The sequence below is a fragment of the Thermus islandicus DSM 21543 genome (genome assembly GCF_000421625.1).
Classification (GTDB): Bacteria; Deinococcota; Deinococci; order Deinococcales; family Thermaceae; genus Thermus; species Thermus islandicus.
This window is the reverse complement of record NZ_ATXJ01000023.1, coordinates 1-13893: the sequence shown is the minus strand read 5'-3', so window position 1 is coordinate 13893 and position 13893 is coordinate 1. Positions and strand designations below refer to the sequence as shown.

Genomic DNA, 13893 nt, shown 5'->3' with positions numbered 1-13893 from the left:
AGGTCGGGTGTGGTTTCCATCCCAAAATCCTAAGGCCAAGGAAGAGGGGTGCGGAATGTCGGTTCCAAAGAACTCCCGAACCCGGCCCACGTCAAGGGGCAGGGTATAGTGGAGGCATGGAGCGCCCAAGAAGGCTTCGCTCGCCCCTGCTCCGCCCCCTGGTGGCCGAGGTAGAGCTTTCCCCTAAGCACCTCCTTCTCCCCCTCTTCGTGAAGGAGGGCGGGGAGCGGGAGGAGGTCCCCTCCATGCCCGGGGTCTTCCGCCACCCCCTCGCCGAGCTTCCGCGGGTGGGAGAGGAAGCCTTGGAAGCGGGCCTTGGCGGGGTCGTCCTCTTCGGGGTGTTGCCCGAGGCGGCCAAGGACCCCCTGGGGAGGGGGGCCTACGCCGAGGACGGGGTAGTGCAGCGGGCCATCGGGCTCCTCAAGCGGGCGTTCCCCGAGCTTCTCGTCCTCGCCGACACCTGCCTCTGCGAGTACACGGACCACGGCCACTGCGGCGTGGTCCGGGAAGGCCCCCTGGGCTTTTACGTGGACAACGACGCCACCTTAGAGCTCCTCGCCAGGACCGCCCTCTCCCAGGCCCAGGCGGGGGCGGACGTGGTGGCCCCAAGCGCCATGATGGACGGGCAGGTCCGGGCCATCCGGGAGGCGTTGGACCGGGGGGGGTTTGCCCACGTGCCCATCCTCTCCTACGCCGTGAAGTACGCTTCCGCCTTCTACGGGCCCTTCCGGGAGGCGGCCCAAAGCGCCCCCCAGTTCGGGGACCGCTCGGGCTACCAGATGGACCCCCGGGCGGGGCTCTGGGACGCCTTGAGGGAGGCAGCCTTGGACGATTTAGAAGGCGCGGACATGCTCATGGTGAAGCCTGCCCTCCCCTACCTGGACGTCCTCCACGCCCTCAAGGGGCGCTTCGCGAAGCCCCTCTTCGCCTACCAGGTCTCCGGGGAGTACGCCATGCTGAAGGCGGCGGCCCTGAAGGGGTGGCTGGACGAGCGAAGGGCGGTTTTGGAAAGCCTCTTCGCCCTCCGCCGCGCCGGAGCCCAGGGGATCCTCACCTACTACGCCCTCGAGGCCGCCCGCTGGCTGAAAGAAGCCTAGGCGGCCCCAGGGTTCTCCTTTGGGGTCGGGATCCCTCCCCTGAGGAGGACGTACCCCGCCGCCAGGGCCACCCCGGTCCCCGCCAGGAGGAAGACCAGAGGGGCCCCAATCCGCCCTTCCAAGGCCCCGCCCAGCATGGTGCCGAGGAGCACGGCGGCGTTCATCACGGCGCTGAAGGCGGCGAAGATCCGGCCCCGCAGCTCCTGGGGGGTGTGGAGCTGGAGGAGGGAGCGGGCGGGGACGATGAAGGCCATGTTCAAAAAGCCCGCCAGAAAGAAGGCCGCCACCACCCAGAAGAAGATGGGGAAGAGGCCCATGGAGGCCTCAACCAGGCCGAAGAAGAGGAGGGCGTAGAGGAAGAGCCGCTCCCGGGGCAGCCGCTTGAGGATCTGGGGTAGGGCAAGCCCTCCCAGGATGGCCCCGAGGGCCATGGCCGCCTCCATGAGGCCGAAGCCTGCCGAGCCCACCCCGAGCCACTTGAGGGCCAGGACCACGCCCAAGGCGGTTTCCACCGAGCCGAAGCAGGCGGCGGCGAAGAGGGTGCCCACCGCGCGCCGGAGGGTGGGGTGGTGGAGGAGGTGGCCCAGGCCCTCCTTCACCCGCTCCAGGTACCCCGCCTTGGGGAGGCGCTGAGGCCTTAAGGAGGGGAGACCGGTGAGCAGGAGCCCCGAGGCCAGGTAGGAGAGGGCGTCCAGGTAGAAGGCGAAGGCGGGCCCCACCGCCGCCACCAAGACCCCCGCCGCCCCCACGAAGAGCACCTCCGAGAGGCGGTCGGCCAGGAGGATGAGGCTGTTTGCCTCGTCCACCTCCTCCTTGGGCACCAGGTCGGGCACCACGGCGTTCTGGATGGGGTCGTGGAGGTCGCGGAGAAGCTCCATGAGGAAGACGAGGAGGAGGAGGACGGGGAGGCTCTTGGCCCCGAGGAGAGGGATGAGGGCCACCAGGGGCGCCCTGAGGAGGTCTGACCAGACGAGAAGCCGCTTTCGGTCCTGGGTGTCGGCCCAGGCGGAGAGGAGGGGGGAGAAGACCACGGTGCCGAGGAGCTGGACCCCCAGCACCAGGGAAACCCATAGGGCGTTTTTCGTGAGGAGGTAGACCAAAACCAGCAAGGCCACCCGGTGGACCTTGCTTCCCGCCTGGGAGACCAGGTAGGAGAGGAAGAGCCGGGCGAAAGCCGGATGCCTAAGTACTTTCATAGACCCCTTCCTGGAGTATACCCGGGAGGCCCTCAGCGTCAAGGCGTTCCAACCACCAGGTAGGCCAAGCGCCTCCCTTCCCGGGCCAGGACCAGGGTCCCTTCGGGCAGCCGGTAGACCCCGAGGTCCTTAAGGCGCCGGGGCACCTCCCCGGCCTGCCCTAGGTAGACCGAATCTTCCTTGAGGCGCAGGAAGAGCACCGTATGCCCCACCCTCAGGCTCATGGGCTCGGGGGAGAGGGAGAGGAAGTGCACCTCGCCCCCCAGGGTTTCCTGGGTGGGGGGGCGGCGGCCTAGGTACTCCTTCAGGGCCTCCGCCAGGGCCCGGGCCTCTCCCTCCAGGCCCAGGGCCCGGCCCACCTCGAGGAGGAGGGGTTCGGGGGGGGTGCCCCCTAGGCGCCTTGTGGTGAGCTCCAGGCCCTTGCGGGCAAAGTCTAAGAGGGCTTCCTCTTGGGCCAGGCGGTACTTCTCGGCCAGGTGGGGGCCGAACTCCTGGGGGCGGAACTCCCCTTTGAGCCTTGCGGAGAGGGCGCGGAGGAGGCGGAGGTGGGCGTAATCCCCCTTCGGGGAAAGGAGCAGGGCGAGCACCCGCCCCTCGGCGAGGAGCTCGTAAAGCCTGAGGCCGCTCCGGGCCTCCAGCCTCAGGTGGAGGAGGTCCCCTTCCCGCACCGCGAGGACCTCGAGGTCCTCCCAGGGGAGGACCAGGGCCCCCTCCAGGGGGTGGTCCTCCCCGGCCAGGCCCAGGTGCCAGCGGCCCTCCACCTGGCTCAGGGTGAGGACCAGGGGTCCGAGGGGAACGCGGCCCGGGGCAAGGGGCAGGGTGGCGAGGTTCTCCCCCACGCGGCCGGGCTCGGGCACCTCGGGCCAGGGGGTTTCCCCCTGGGGGGTGGGGAGGAGTTGGAGGAGGGCGAGCACCTTCTCCGAGGCCACCCGGAAGCGGCGCCTTTCCTCCTCCAAGAGGAGCTCCCGCCGCCGCTCCTCCTGGGCCTCCTGCTTAAGGCGCTCCTCCAGGCGGGCGATCTCCTTCTCGCTGGCCCCCAGGCGCCGGGCCTCCTCCAGGGCCCGCCTTAGGGCCAGGAGGTCCCGCTTGGGGGGGAGGCCGTAGGCCTCCTCCCACTCCAGGATGCGGTGGAGGAAGCGGCGCACGTAGGTGCGGGTTTCCTCCGGGGGAAGGGGGAGGTCCTTGGGTAGGTGGAGGACGGTCTCCAGGTACTCCAGGAGGAGGGCCTCCGCCACCCGGGGGTCCTCGAGGTCTGCCAGGCTTTCCGAGAGGGAGGGGATGGGGTGGGTGGGGGCGAAGCGGGAGAGGTTGAAGTCCCGCCGGAACGCCTCCTGTTCCCGGTAGGCCAGGTAGTTTTGCAAAAAGGCGTGGACCAGGCGCAGCTCCTCCCGGCGGCCGGTGAGGAGGTCCTTGGCCCGGGCCCGGACCTCCCTGGCGGTCAGGAGGCGCCACACCCCCAGGGCCAGGCGGCGAAGGACCTCTTTTTCCGGGGCTTCCTTCTCCTCGGGTTCCCCTGGAAGGAGGGCGGGGAGGTCCAGGGGCGGGGACGGCTCCGCGGCCCTTTTCAGGGCGCGGAAGCGGGCGTCGGCCTGGCGGAAGCGCTTGGCGAGGGGGGCGGGAAGCCTAGCCTGGACCAGGAGGGCCCGGAGCTCCAAAAGGGCCCTTTTCCCTCCCTTGGGGGAGCGGCCCTGGGCCAGGTCCTCCACCCGGTACTCGTAGAGGTCCACCAGGTCGGAAAGGCGCTCCACGCTTCCATCCTATACAATGGAGGCGATGCGCTTCGCCCCCCGCTTCCAGGTGGCCGCCGCCTCCCACGTGGGCCGCCGCCAGAACAACGAGGACTTCCACCGGGTGCTCCGCCTCGAGGTGCCCCCGGGGTACCTCCTCCTCCTGGCTGTGGCCGACGGCATGGGGGGGATGGAGGCGGGGGAGTGGGCGAGCAAGCTGGCCATAGAGGCCCTCTCCGAGGCGGCGCGGGCCTACGCCGAGCACCTGAGGGGCGGGCGCCCGGCCGTGGGGCTTTCCCGGGTGATGGAGAAGGCCTTCGCCCTGGCCCAGAGGCGGGTGGAACGGGAGGCGGAGAAGCCGGGAAGGCGGGGGATGGGGACCACCCTCACCGCCTTCCTCTACGCCGACTGGCTTAAGGAGGGGGTGGTGGGGCACATCGGGGACTCCCGGGCCTACCTCTTCGGCCCCCGGGGCTTCCGCCGCCTGACCGAGGACCACTCCTGGGTGGCGGAGCGGCTCAAGGAGGGGGTGTTGACCCCCACCGAGGCGGAGCGCCACCCCTACCGCCACGTCCTCACCCGGGCCCTGGGCTTGCCCGAGGCCCGCGTTGACCTGAAGGGGGTGCGCCTGTCCCCGGGAGAGGGGGTCCTCCTGGTCACGGACGGGCTTTACGGCCTGGTACCCGAAGAGGAGTGGACCCTCGGCAAGGACCTGCAGGGGAGCCTCGAGGCCCTCCTCTCCGAGGCCCTCCGCCGCGGGGGGGACGACAACGTGACCGCTGTGGCCCTTCGGGTGGAGTGATGATCTGGCTCCTTGCCCTTCTCCTGGTCCTCCTCACCGCCCTCCTTGCGGTGCGGCTCGGCCCTTGGCCCCTCCTTCTCCTCCTCGCCGCCCTCTCGGGGGTAGGGGTGGTTTCGGGGATGCGTCCGGAGGCGGCCGCTCCTTGGCTTCTCCTCGCCCTGGGGGCCTTGGCCGCCCCCCGCCTCTACCTGGGCCCGAGGCGCCGGGCGCCGAAGCGGCAGGCTTCCCGGGAGAAGCGCCCCACCCGGACCAAGACCACGGAGGAGGTCCAGAGCCTCTCCCAGCGCTACGAGGTCCTGGAGAAGGTGGGGGTGGGGGGAATGGCCACGGTGTACAAGGCCAAGGACAAGAGGACGGGCCGCCTGGTGGCCCTTAAGGTGCCCCAGGAGCGCTTTGTGGGCGACCCCCGCTTTGTGCGCCGCTTCCACCGGGAGGCGGAGGTCTTGGCCAAGATGGACCACCCCAACATCGTCAAGGTCTACGACCATGGCCAGGTGGACGGGGTTCACTTCATCGCCATGGAGTTCCTGGACGGGGAGGGCCTGGACCGGCTCATTGAGGAAAGGCGCCTGAACCTCAAGCAGGCGGCGGCCATCCTGGCCCGGGTGGCGGACGCCCTCCGGCACATCCACGCCCAGGGGATCGTCCACCGGGACATCAAGCCGGGGAACGTCATGGTCCTGAAGGGGGCCCTCCGGGAGGACGGGGTGGACCCCCGGGGGGTGCGCCTCATGGACTTCGGCATCGCCGCGGGCAAGGTCCTCACCCGCCTCACCATCACCGGGGCCCGGATCGGCACCCCTGTCTACATGAGCCCCGAGCAGGCCAAGGGGCAGAAGCTGGACCACCGCTCGGACATCTACTCCCTGGGCATCGTCCTCTACGAGGCCCTCACCGGTCAGCCCCCCTTCACCGGGGGGTACGAGACCGTGATCCACCAGCAGATCTTCCAGGTGCCCACCCCCCCCAAGCAGCTCAAGCCCGAGATCCCCCAGGCCCTTTCCGACCTCGCCCTCAGGATGCTGGAGAAGGACCCTTCCAAGCGCCCGGGCCTCGAGGAGGTGATCCGGGTCCTCGAGGGGCCGTGGGAGGAAGAGAGGGGCCTGGCCCACCCCTACTACCTCCTCCTGGGGGTGGAGGCCAAGAAGGGGACCGTCCGCTTTCTGGACCTGGAAGGCACCGCCAGCCGGCTCATCTCGGGCATCGGCTCCGCCAAGGGGCATTTCCCCGCCCCGCCCCTGGCCGTGGCCGCCGACCCCGAGGGGGGCATCTGGGTTGCGGTCTTTGAGCACGGGGCCCGGATGCTCCACCGCTTTTCTCCGGAAGGGGAGCTCCTCCTCTCCGCGGGGCCCTACGGGATGAAGCCCGGGGAGTTCCTCTTTCCCCTGGGCCTGGCGGTGGCCGGGGGGTTTCTCTTCGTCTTGGACGGGGAGACGGCCACCCTAAGCCGCCTGGACCTCCTGGGGCAGTACCAGGGGCGCTTTGGGGGGCAGGGCCCCGGGCGGGGGACCTTTCAGGACCCCAAGGCCCTGGTGGCCTCGGGGGAGTACCTCTTTGTCCTGGACTACGGCAACCGCCAGGTCCAGCGGCTTTCCCTGGATGGGCGCTACCTTTCCCGGTATGCCTTCCGACGTTCCAAGGAAAGCGAGGCCCTTAGGCTTCTCGGGGGCGTGGGCGTCGGGGAGGAAAGGCTCTACGTCTACGACGCCGAGGCGGGCAAGGTGAGGGTGCTGGACCTCTCGGGGGCCCTTCTTTCCTCCCTTTCCTTGCCCCTCCTGGAGGGGGAGGACCGGATGAGCCTGGTGGAGCTTTTGCCCCTGGACGGCATTCTCTACGCCGCCCGGCGGGGGAGCACCCGCATCCACCGCCTAGACCTCGAGACCGGCGAGCCGCTTCCCCCCTTGGAGGTCTACGCCCCGGTGCGCGCCCTTTCCCTTTGGAAGAACCCGGTATGAGGATCCTCCTGGTGGAAGACGACCCCGGGGTGCGGGAGGCCCTGGAGCTCGGGCTTTCCCTCGAGGGGCACGAGGTGCGCTCCGCGGCGAGCCCCAGGGCGGCCCTGGAGCTCCTTCCCTGGGCGGAGGCGGTGGTCCTGGACGTCCTCCTGCCCGAGGGGGACGGGTTTTCCCTCCTCAAGGAGATCCGGGCCCGCTCGGAGGTGCCCGTCCTCATGCTCACCGCCTTGGAGGGGGTGGAGTGGCGGGTGAAGGGCCTTAGAGCGGGAGCGGACGACTACCTGGTAAAGCCCTATAGCCTTCAGGAGCTCCTCGCCCGCCTCGAGGCCCTGGCCCGCCGGGCCCGGAGGCGGGAGGAGGTGCTCGCCTACAAGGACCTCCGCCTCTACCCGAGGCGCATGGAGGCCTTCCGGGGGGAGAGGCGCCTTAGCCTTTCCCCCAAGGCCTTCCTCCTCCTAAAGGCCTTCCTGGAGGCCCCCGAGGAGGTCCTCTCCAAGGAGGCCCTGATGCTTCGGGTCTGGGGGGAGCCCGTGGAGCCCGCCACCCTGGAGGTCCACCTCTCCGTCCTCAGAAAAGCCCTGGGGGAGCCCAATCCCATCCAGACGGTGCGCGGCCATGGCTACCGCCTTTTCCTCCCTTAGGGCAAGGCTCTTCGCCCTCCTTCTCCTAGCCCTCCTCCTCCTCCTTTTGCCCTTGGCCTGGCTCTCCGCCAAGGAGGCGGAGCGGGCGGCGGGCGAGGACCTGAGCCGGGCCCTTTTCACCCGGCTCTTCCTCCTTAAGGAGGAAGGACCGAGGGGGGAGGAGGCCCTCCTCCTGGAGCTCTTCCGTCTGAGCCAGCTTTTCGGCGGCGGGGTGGGGTTCGTGGTGCGGGGGGAGGAGGCCCGCTTCACCCAGCTCGCCCCCTGGCCCCTGCCCCCGGAGCTCCTCCAGGCCCTCAAGGAAGGGCGGCCCTACCAGGGGGTGTGGCGGGGGGCGTTCTACGTGGCGTTGCCGGGGGAAGGCTTGGGCTTCGGCCTGGCGGTGCCTTTGGAGGGAGTTTCGGGCCTGGGGAGGCGGCTTCTCCTCCTCTACGCCACCTGGGGCGGGGGGCTTCTCCTACTGGTCTTTCTCCTCGCCGCCTTTGCCCTCTCCTGGCTCCTAGGCCCCCTAAGGCGCCTGGAGCGGGGGCTAAGGGAGCGCTCCCCCGAGGACCTAAGCCCTCTGCCCGACCCAGGCCTCGCCGAGCTCCGCCCGGTGGTCTCAGCCTTGAACGCCCTCTTCCGGCGGGTGGTGGGCCTCCTAGGGGAGCTTTCCGAAAAGGAGAGGGCGGCCCGGCGCTTCGCCCACCACGCCTCCCACGAGCTTCGTAACCCTCTCGCCGCCCTCAAGGGCTTCCTGGAGGTGCTTAAGAGGAGGCCCGAGCCCAGGGCCCTGGAGGGGGCTTTACGGGAGGCGGAGCGGATGGAGGCCCTTCTCGCTGGCCTCCTCCGCCTCTCCCGCCTCGAGGCCCACCCCCTTTCCCCGAGGCTCCTGGACCTCCGGGCCTTCCTGGAGGAGCGCGGGGTGGCCGTGGAGGGGGAGGGCGTGGTTCCAGCGGACCCTGAGCTTTTGGCCCTGGCCGTGGAGAACGTCCTGGAAAACGCCCGTCTTCACGGCCAGCTCCCGGTGCGGGCCAGGCTGGTGCGGGAGGGCGAGGGGGTGTGGCTTTGGCTCGTGGACTCGGGGCCGGGCTTCCCCGAGCCCCTCCTGCCCCGCGTCCTCGAGCCCTTCGTCCACGGGGGGAAGGGGACGGGCCTGGGCCTTGCCCTGGTGGCCGCCGTGGCCCGGGCCCACGGGGGAAAGGCCCGGGCGGAGAACCGCGGCGGGGCGGCGGTGGGGCTCTTTCTCCCTTTGGCCTCCCTTAAGGTTTCCCCCGGTGCACCCTTTGGGGAGGAGGGCTAGCCTGGGCCTCGGGAGGTGATGGGAGGTGAAGAAAGCGGTTTTCGGTGCGCTGGTTCTTTTGGCGGGCCTTTCCCTGGCCCAGCGGGCGGACTACCGGATGGAGGCCCGGGCGGCGGGGGCCCTCTCCCGGCTGGAGAGGGTGGCCGAGCGGGCAGGCGGGGAGGAGAAGCTCCTCGCCTGGGCCAAGGAGGTGAAGGCCCGGGCAGAGAGGAGCCACGAGGCCAAGGCCTACTTCCGGGCCCTCCGCGAGGCCGAGGCCGCCCTCCTCCTCTACCGGGCGGCCCAAGGGGCCCCCGAGGGCTTCAAGCCCGCGCCGAGGGAGGGGCACCATCCCCGCGTGGAGCGCTGGGAAGCCCTCCGGCACGCCCTGGCCCGGAGGGTCAAGGAACGGGCCCCCGAGGCGCTGGAGCGGGCCGAGAAGGAGCTGGCCTACTACCGCGGCCAGGACCCCCTGGTGAGGGACCTGATCGCCGAGGCCAAGGGCCGGCTGGACAAGGAGCCCGGGCGGGCCCTCCTCCTCTCCTGGGCCGCCCTCGCCCTGATCTCCGCGGAGCGGGGGTTCTAGGGGTCCTGCCGTGCGCCGCCTCGGGCCCGTCCTCCTCCTGCTCCTGGGGCTTGCCCTGGGGGAGGGTCCGGGGCCGGAGGCGGCGCGGGCCCGGTGCCTCGAGGTCCTCCGGGGCCTCGAGGTCTTAGCCCTCTACCGGGAGGACGGCACCATCCTGGTCCTCCTGGGCCAGGAGAGGCCCCTCCTCCTCCTGGCCGTGGAGCGGGGAAGGCCTTTCCCTCACCTGGGGCCCCTTAAGGGGAGGCCCCTCCCCAGGCGGCCCTTCGCCTTCCTGAAGGAGCTTTCCCTGGCGCGATGGGTGGTCGCCCTGCCGGGGGAGTACCGCTGCTTTGTCCTCCACCGGGGCCGCGTGGTGGGGGTCTTGCGCCTGGGGGAGGACCTGTCCCCTCTGCCCCTTTCCCCGCCTCCTTAAGGCCCTTTCCCGGGCTTAGGGGGAGGGGCGTCCCCTGTATGGCCGGGGGCCCCTTCCCTCCCGGCGGGCCCCTATCCGGGGAAAAATCACCCGGGGAGGCCCCGGGGGCAGGGTGAGGGAAGGCTCTAGCGCTTGGAGTACTGGGGCGCGCGGCGGGCCTTGTGCTTGCCGTACTTCTTCCGCTCCACCACGCGGGCATCCCGGGTGAGGAAGCCCAGGGGCTTGAGCCTGGCCCGGTAGTCGGGGTTATACCGGAGAAGCGCCCGGGCTACCCCCAGCTTGATGGCGTCTATCTGGCCGCTCTTGCCCCCGCCCCGTACGGTGATGTAGGCGTCAAACCGGCCCAGGGCGTCCACCGCCCGCAGGGGCTCCAGGGCCGCCACCGCCCGGACAATGCCCTGGAAGTAGTCCTGGAAATCCTCTCCGTTGACGGTGACCTTTCCGCTTCCGGGTCTGAGGAAAACCCGGGCCACCGCCTCCTTGCGCCTTCCGGTGCCGTAGTACTGCTCCATCACTTGACCTCCAGCTTCACGGGCTTCTGCGCCTGGTGGGGATGGGCGGGCCCGGCGTAGACCTTAAGGCGCTTGAAGAGCCTGCGGCCCAGGGGGCCCTTGGGGAGCATCCCCCGCACGGCGTGTTCCAGCACCCGCTCGGGGTGGGTAGCAAGCATCTTCTCGGCAGGGATCTCCTTGAGGCCGCCTTGGTAGCCGCTGTAGCGGGTGTAGATCTTCTGCTTCAGCTTCTTCCCGGTGAGGCGGACCTTGTCGGCGTTTACCACCACCACGAAGTCCCCCATGGGGAGGTTGGGGGTCCAGTCGGGGCGGTGCTTGCCCCGAAGGAGGGTAGCGATCTGGGTGGCCAGCCTTCCCAGGGTCTTCCCCTCGGCATCAATGAGAACCCAGCGGGGTTCCGTTTCCTTCGGCACGTACGTCTTCACCAGGGGCCTCCTTAGCCTCTTAAGGGTCTATAGGGCGAGGCTTCCGCTTCTTGACGGGGGATCGGGGGACCCCGCAAGAACGCCAAACTAAACTCTACCACACACCCGCCCTCCTTGGCCAGATGTGGTAGGCTGAAGACCCGTGGACGGGGTTTCCAGCGCAAAGCCCAGGAAGTACGTTTTCGTCACCGGGGGTGTGGTCTCTAGCCTCGGGAAGGGGATCCTCACCTCCTCCTTGGGGGCCCTCCTCCGGGCGCGGGGCTACCGGGTGACGGCCATTAAGATTGACCCCTACGTCAACGTGGACGCGGGGACCATGCGCCCCTACGAGCACGGGGAGGTCTTCGTCACCGCCGACGGGGCCGAGACCGACCTGGACATCGGCCACTACGAGCGCTTTTTGGACCTGGACCTCTCCCGGGGCAACAACCTCACCACGGGCCAGGTTTACCTCTCGGTGATCCAGAAGGAGCGCCGGGGGGAGTACCTCTCCCAGACGGTCCAGGTCATCCCCCATATCACCGACGAGATCAAGGAGAGGATCCGCAAAGTGGCCGAGGAGCAGGGGGCGGAGATCGCGGTGGTGGAGGTGGGGGGCACGGTGGGGGACATTGAGAGCCTGCCCTTTCTGGAGGCCATCCGCCAGTTCCGCTTTGACGAGGGGGAGGGGAACACCTTCTACATCCACCTGACCCTGGTGCCCTACCTGGAGACCAGCGAGGAGTTCAAGACCAAGCCCACCCAGCACTCGGTGGCTACGCTTCGGGGCGTGGGGATCCAGCCCGACGCCGTGGTGCTCCGCTCGGTGAAGCCCGTCCCCGAGGAGGTGCGCAAGAAGGTGGCCCTCTTCACCAACGTCCGCCCCGGGCACGTCTTCTCCAGCCCCAACGTGGAGCACCTCTACGAGGTGCCCCTTCTTCTGGAGGAGCAGGGCCTGGGCCGGGCGGTGGAAAGGGCCTTGGGGCTGGAGCCCGTCTTCCCTAACCTCGCCTTCTGGCAGGAGGCGGTGCGGGTGCTCAAGAGCCCCGAGCGCACGGTGCGCATCGCCATCGCCGGAAAGTACGTGAAGATGCCGGACGCCTACCTCTCCCTCCTCGAGGCCTTAAAGCACGCCGGGATCAAGAACCGGGCCCGGGTGGAGGTGAAGTGGGTGGACGCCGAGAGCCTGGAGGGGGCGGACCTGGACGAGGCCTTCGGCGACGTTTCCGGGATCCTGGTCCCGGGGGGCTTCGGCGTGCGGGGGATAGAGGGCAAGGTGCGGGCGGCCCAGTACGCGAGGGAGAAGGGCATCCCCTACCTGGGCATCTGCCTGGGCCTCCAGGTGGCGGTCATAGAGTTCGCCCGGAACGTGGCCGGCCTCAAGGGGGCCAACTCCACCGAGTTTGACCCCTACACCCCGCACCCCGTGATTGACCTCATGCCCGAGCAGCTAGAGGTGGAGGGCCTCGGGGGCACCATGCGCCTTGGGGACTGGCCCATGCGCATCAAGCCGGGCACCCTCCTCCACCGCCTCTACGGCAAGGAGGAGGCCCTGGAGCGCCACCGCCACCGCTATGAGGTGAACCCCCTTTATGTGGATCAGCTGGAGAGGGCGGGCCTGGGGATCTCCGGGGTCACCCCCGGGATGAAGGGCCGAGGGGCAGGCCTGGTGGAGGCCATAGAGCTTAAGGACCACCCCTTTTTCCTGGGCCTTCAGAGCCACCCCGAGTTCAAGAGCCGGCCCATGCGCCCCTCTCCGCCCTTTGCTGGCTTCGTGGAGGCGGCGTTGCGGCACCAGGGGGCCCTCAGGCCCGCGTGAGGGCGAACTGCCTTGCCACCCGTCCGGAGAACCCCCTGGCTAGGGCAAAGCGCAAGGCCTCCCTTGCCTCCTCCTCCGTGAGGGTCCGGCCCAGGTGGTGGGCCACCGCCTTCAGGTAGAGGGCCTTGTCAAAGGGGGGGAAGGTGAGGACCAGGCCGAAGCGCTCGGCGAGGGCCAGGCTCTCCTGAAGCGCGTCCCAGGCCTCGGGGGCCTCCCCGGGAAGGGGGTTTTCCCCGAGGCGCACCAGATGGCGCCGGTTGGAGGTGGCGAGGAGGAGAACGTTCTCGGGCGGCCCCTCGAGGCTCCCCTCCAGGAGGGCCTTCAGGTGGTGGAAGGCCTCGTCCTCGGAGTCTAAGGAGAGGTCGTCCAGGAAGAGGAAGAAGCGGTGGGGAAGGAGGGCGAGCCTCTCCAGGAGGGCCTCGAGGCGGGGGAGGGCTCCTTTTTCCACCTCCACCATCCTCGCCCCCTCTAGGTGGAGGAGGCTTTTGGCCGCGGTGCTCTTTCCCGTACCCCGGGCTCCGTAAAGGAGGGTATGCAGGGCGGGCTTGCCCTGGAGAAACCGCCGCGCGTTCTCTGTGAGGGCCTGTAGCTGGGCCTCGTAGCCCACGAGCTCGTCCGGCCGGGGGAGGCGGGGGCGGGGCAAGGGGTGAAGCGTTCCGTCAAAGCGGAAGGCGCGGTAAAGGGCAAAGGGCCAGGGCCCGTGGGCCTGGAGCACCCTTACCATGGCCCCGGGGTCCCGGTGCAAAAGGGCCTTTAGGGCTCCCTCCTCCGCAGGGTGGGGCGGCCGCTCCCCTAGGCTTTCCAGGGGGGACTCCCTCCTTAGGCGCTCCAGCTCCAGGAAGCGGGCCTCGAGGTCCTTCTGGATAAGCTCCAGGATGCCCGGGGTGGGTCTTAAAGCCCGCCAGGCCCAGGGTGCCCTGAGAAGGGCCTGGGCAAAGGCATAACCCCAGGGCTCCCCCTGGGGCAGGTCCAGGGCCAGAAGGTCCAAGGGGCTTTGGGGTAGGTCCATGGGCCCCATCATAAAAAGGCCCCGGGCGATCCCGGGGGGTATGGTGGGCCGCACAGGACTCGAACCTGTAACCCACCGATTAAGAGTCGGTTGCTCTACCGGTTGAGCTAGCGGCCCAAACGCCAAAGGCTAGTGTAGCCGTCCCCCTTCCCCCTGTCAAGGGAAAAGGTACAGGGCTTTACCCAAAACTCCTTCCTCGCCCTCCCTTAGCCTGCTTCAAGAGTTCTTGGGTGACTTCATAGTTGAGCAGGCGAACCAGGCCCCTCAGGAGCAGGTACGGACCATCCCTCTCGCTGGGCAGCCCCAGCTTGCCCCCGAGCTGCAAAAGAAACCCCTTGAACGGATCCCCCAACCGCTCAACTTCCCAAAGGAACACCGCCAGCCCCAGCAAAACCGCCACCACCTTCCGGATCCGGGCAAGCCCCCGCACCTGGAAGGTCTCAAGCCCCAGCCCCGTCTTCAAAAGCCGGAAGAA

13 protein-coding genes, 1 tRNA gene and 1 pseudogene are annotated in these 13893 nt (G+C 69.4%); 8 read left to right on the top strand and 7 right to left on the bottom strand.

The window, feature by feature from the left end; genetic code table 11:
• The first annotated feature begins 116 nt into the window (after positions 1-116).
• A complete protein-coding gene (gene hemB, locus H531_RS0111175) occupies positions 117-1097 on the top strand; it encodes a porphobilinogen synthase (protein ID WP_022799421.1) in 981 nt (326 codons plus the stop codon).
• On the opposite strand, the gene H531_RS0111170 is transcribed toward hemB, so the two are convergent.
• Together H531_RS0111170 and H531_RS0111165 are read right to left on the bottom strand one after the other, a co-directional pair.
• Positions 1094-2329 (bottom strand): MFS transporter, encoded by a 1236-nt coding sequence (locus H531_RS0111170; RefSeq protein ID WP_281167156.1) that lies wholly within the window; start codon positions 2327-2329, stop codon positions 1094-1096. The genes hemB and H531_RS0111170 overlap by 4 nt on opposite strands.
• Positions 2330-2331: 2 nt before the next feature.
• Positions 2332-4041 (bottom strand): hypothetical protein, encoded by a 1710-nt coding sequence (locus H531_RS0111165; RefSeq protein WP_022799419.1) that lies wholly within the window; start codon positions 4039-4041, stop codon positions 2332-2334.
• 25 nt (positions 4042-4066) lie between these two features.
• Here H531_RS0111165 and H531_RS0111160 point away from each other — a divergent pair, with 25 nt between their 5' ends.
• Genes H531_RS0111160 through H531_RS0111135 form a run of 6 tightly spaced genes read left to right on the top strand, consistent with a single transcriptional unit; the run spans position 4067 to position 9674 of the window.
• The gene (locus tag H531_RS0111160; protein ID WP_022799418.1) at positions 4067-4822 is read left to right on the top strand and encodes a PP2C family protein-serine/threonine phosphatase; all 756 of its coding nucleotides are present in this window, start codon (positions 4067-4069) and stop codon (positions 4820-4822) included.
• Complete coding sequence (locus H531_RS0111155) at positions 4822-6777, top strand: protein kinase domain-containing protein (protein WP_022799417.1); 1956 nt, start codon at positions 4822-4824, stop codon at positions 6775-6777. Before H531_RS0111160 ends, H531_RS0111155 begins: the two co-directional genes overlap by 1 nt.
• On the top strand, positions 6774-7418 hold the full coding sequence (locus H531_RS0111150; protein WP_022799416.1) for a response regulator transcription factor: 645 nt from the start codon (positions 6774-6776) through the stop codon (positions 7416-7418). Before H531_RS0111155 ends, H531_RS0111150 begins: the two co-directional genes overlap by 4 nt.
• Positions 7393-8697 carry a sensor histidine kinase gene (locus H531_RS0111145; protein WP_022799415.1) on the top strand — a complete coding sequence of 435 codons (1305 nt, stop codon included), beginning with the start codon at positions 7393-7395 and terminating at the stop codon, positions 8695-8697. Before H531_RS0111150 ends, H531_RS0111145 begins: the two co-directional genes overlap by 26 nt.
• 25 nt (positions 8698-8722) lie before the next feature.
• Positions 8723-9262, top strand: a complete 540-nt coding sequence (locus H531_RS0111140) for a hypothetical protein (protein ID WP_022799414.1) — start codon at positions 8723-8725, stop codon at positions 9260-9262.
• A 10-nt stretch (positions 9263-9272) separates the two neighbouring features.
• Complete coding sequence (locus H531_RS0111135; RefSeq protein ID WP_022799413.1) at positions 9273-9674, top strand: hypothetical protein; 402 nt, start codon at positions 9273-9275, stop codon at positions 9672-9674.
• 125 nt (positions 9675-9799) lie between these two features.
• On the opposite strand, the gene rpsI is transcribed toward H531_RS0111135, so the two are convergent.
• Complete coding sequence (gene rpsI / locus H531_RS0111130) at positions 9800-10186, bottom strand: 30S ribosomal protein S9 (RefSeq protein ID WP_028490817.1); 387 nt, start codon at positions 10184-10186, stop codon at positions 9800-9802.
• Positions 10186-10611 (bottom strand): 50S ribosomal protein L13, encoded by a 426-nt coding sequence (rplM, locus tag H531_RS0111125; protein ID WP_022799411.1) that lies wholly within the window; start codon positions 10609-10611, stop codon positions 10186-10188. The genes rpsI and rplM overlap by 1 nt, the downstream gene beginning before the upstream one ends.
• Before the next feature lie 142 nt (positions 10612-10753).
• Between rplM and pyrG the strand changes: the two genes are divergently transcribed.
• Positions 10754-12409, top strand: a complete 1656-nt coding sequence (pyrG, locus tag H531_RS0111120) for a CTP synthase (RefSeq protein ID WP_022799410.1) — start codon at positions 10754-10756, stop codon at positions 12407-12409.
• Here the strand turns inward: pyrG and H531_RS0111115 are convergent.
• The 3 genes and pseudogenes from H531_RS0111115 to H531_RS14530 all read right to left on the bottom strand — a co-directional run.
• Positions 12396-13418 carry a DUF815 domain-containing protein gene (locus H531_RS0111115; RefSeq protein WP_022799409.1) on the bottom strand — a complete coding sequence of 341 codons (1023 nt, stop codon included), beginning with the start codon at positions 13416-13418 and terminating at the stop codon, positions 12396-12398. The genes pyrG and H531_RS0111115 overlap by 14 nt on opposite strands.
• A 41-nt stretch (positions 13419-13459) precedes the next feature.
• A tRNA-Lys gene (locus H531_RS0111110) sits at positions 13460-13535 on the bottom strand.
• Positions 13536-13596: 61 nt separating this feature from the next.
• Positions 13597-13893: pseudogene (locus tag H531_RS14530) on the bottom strand (transposase); the annotation flags it as partial.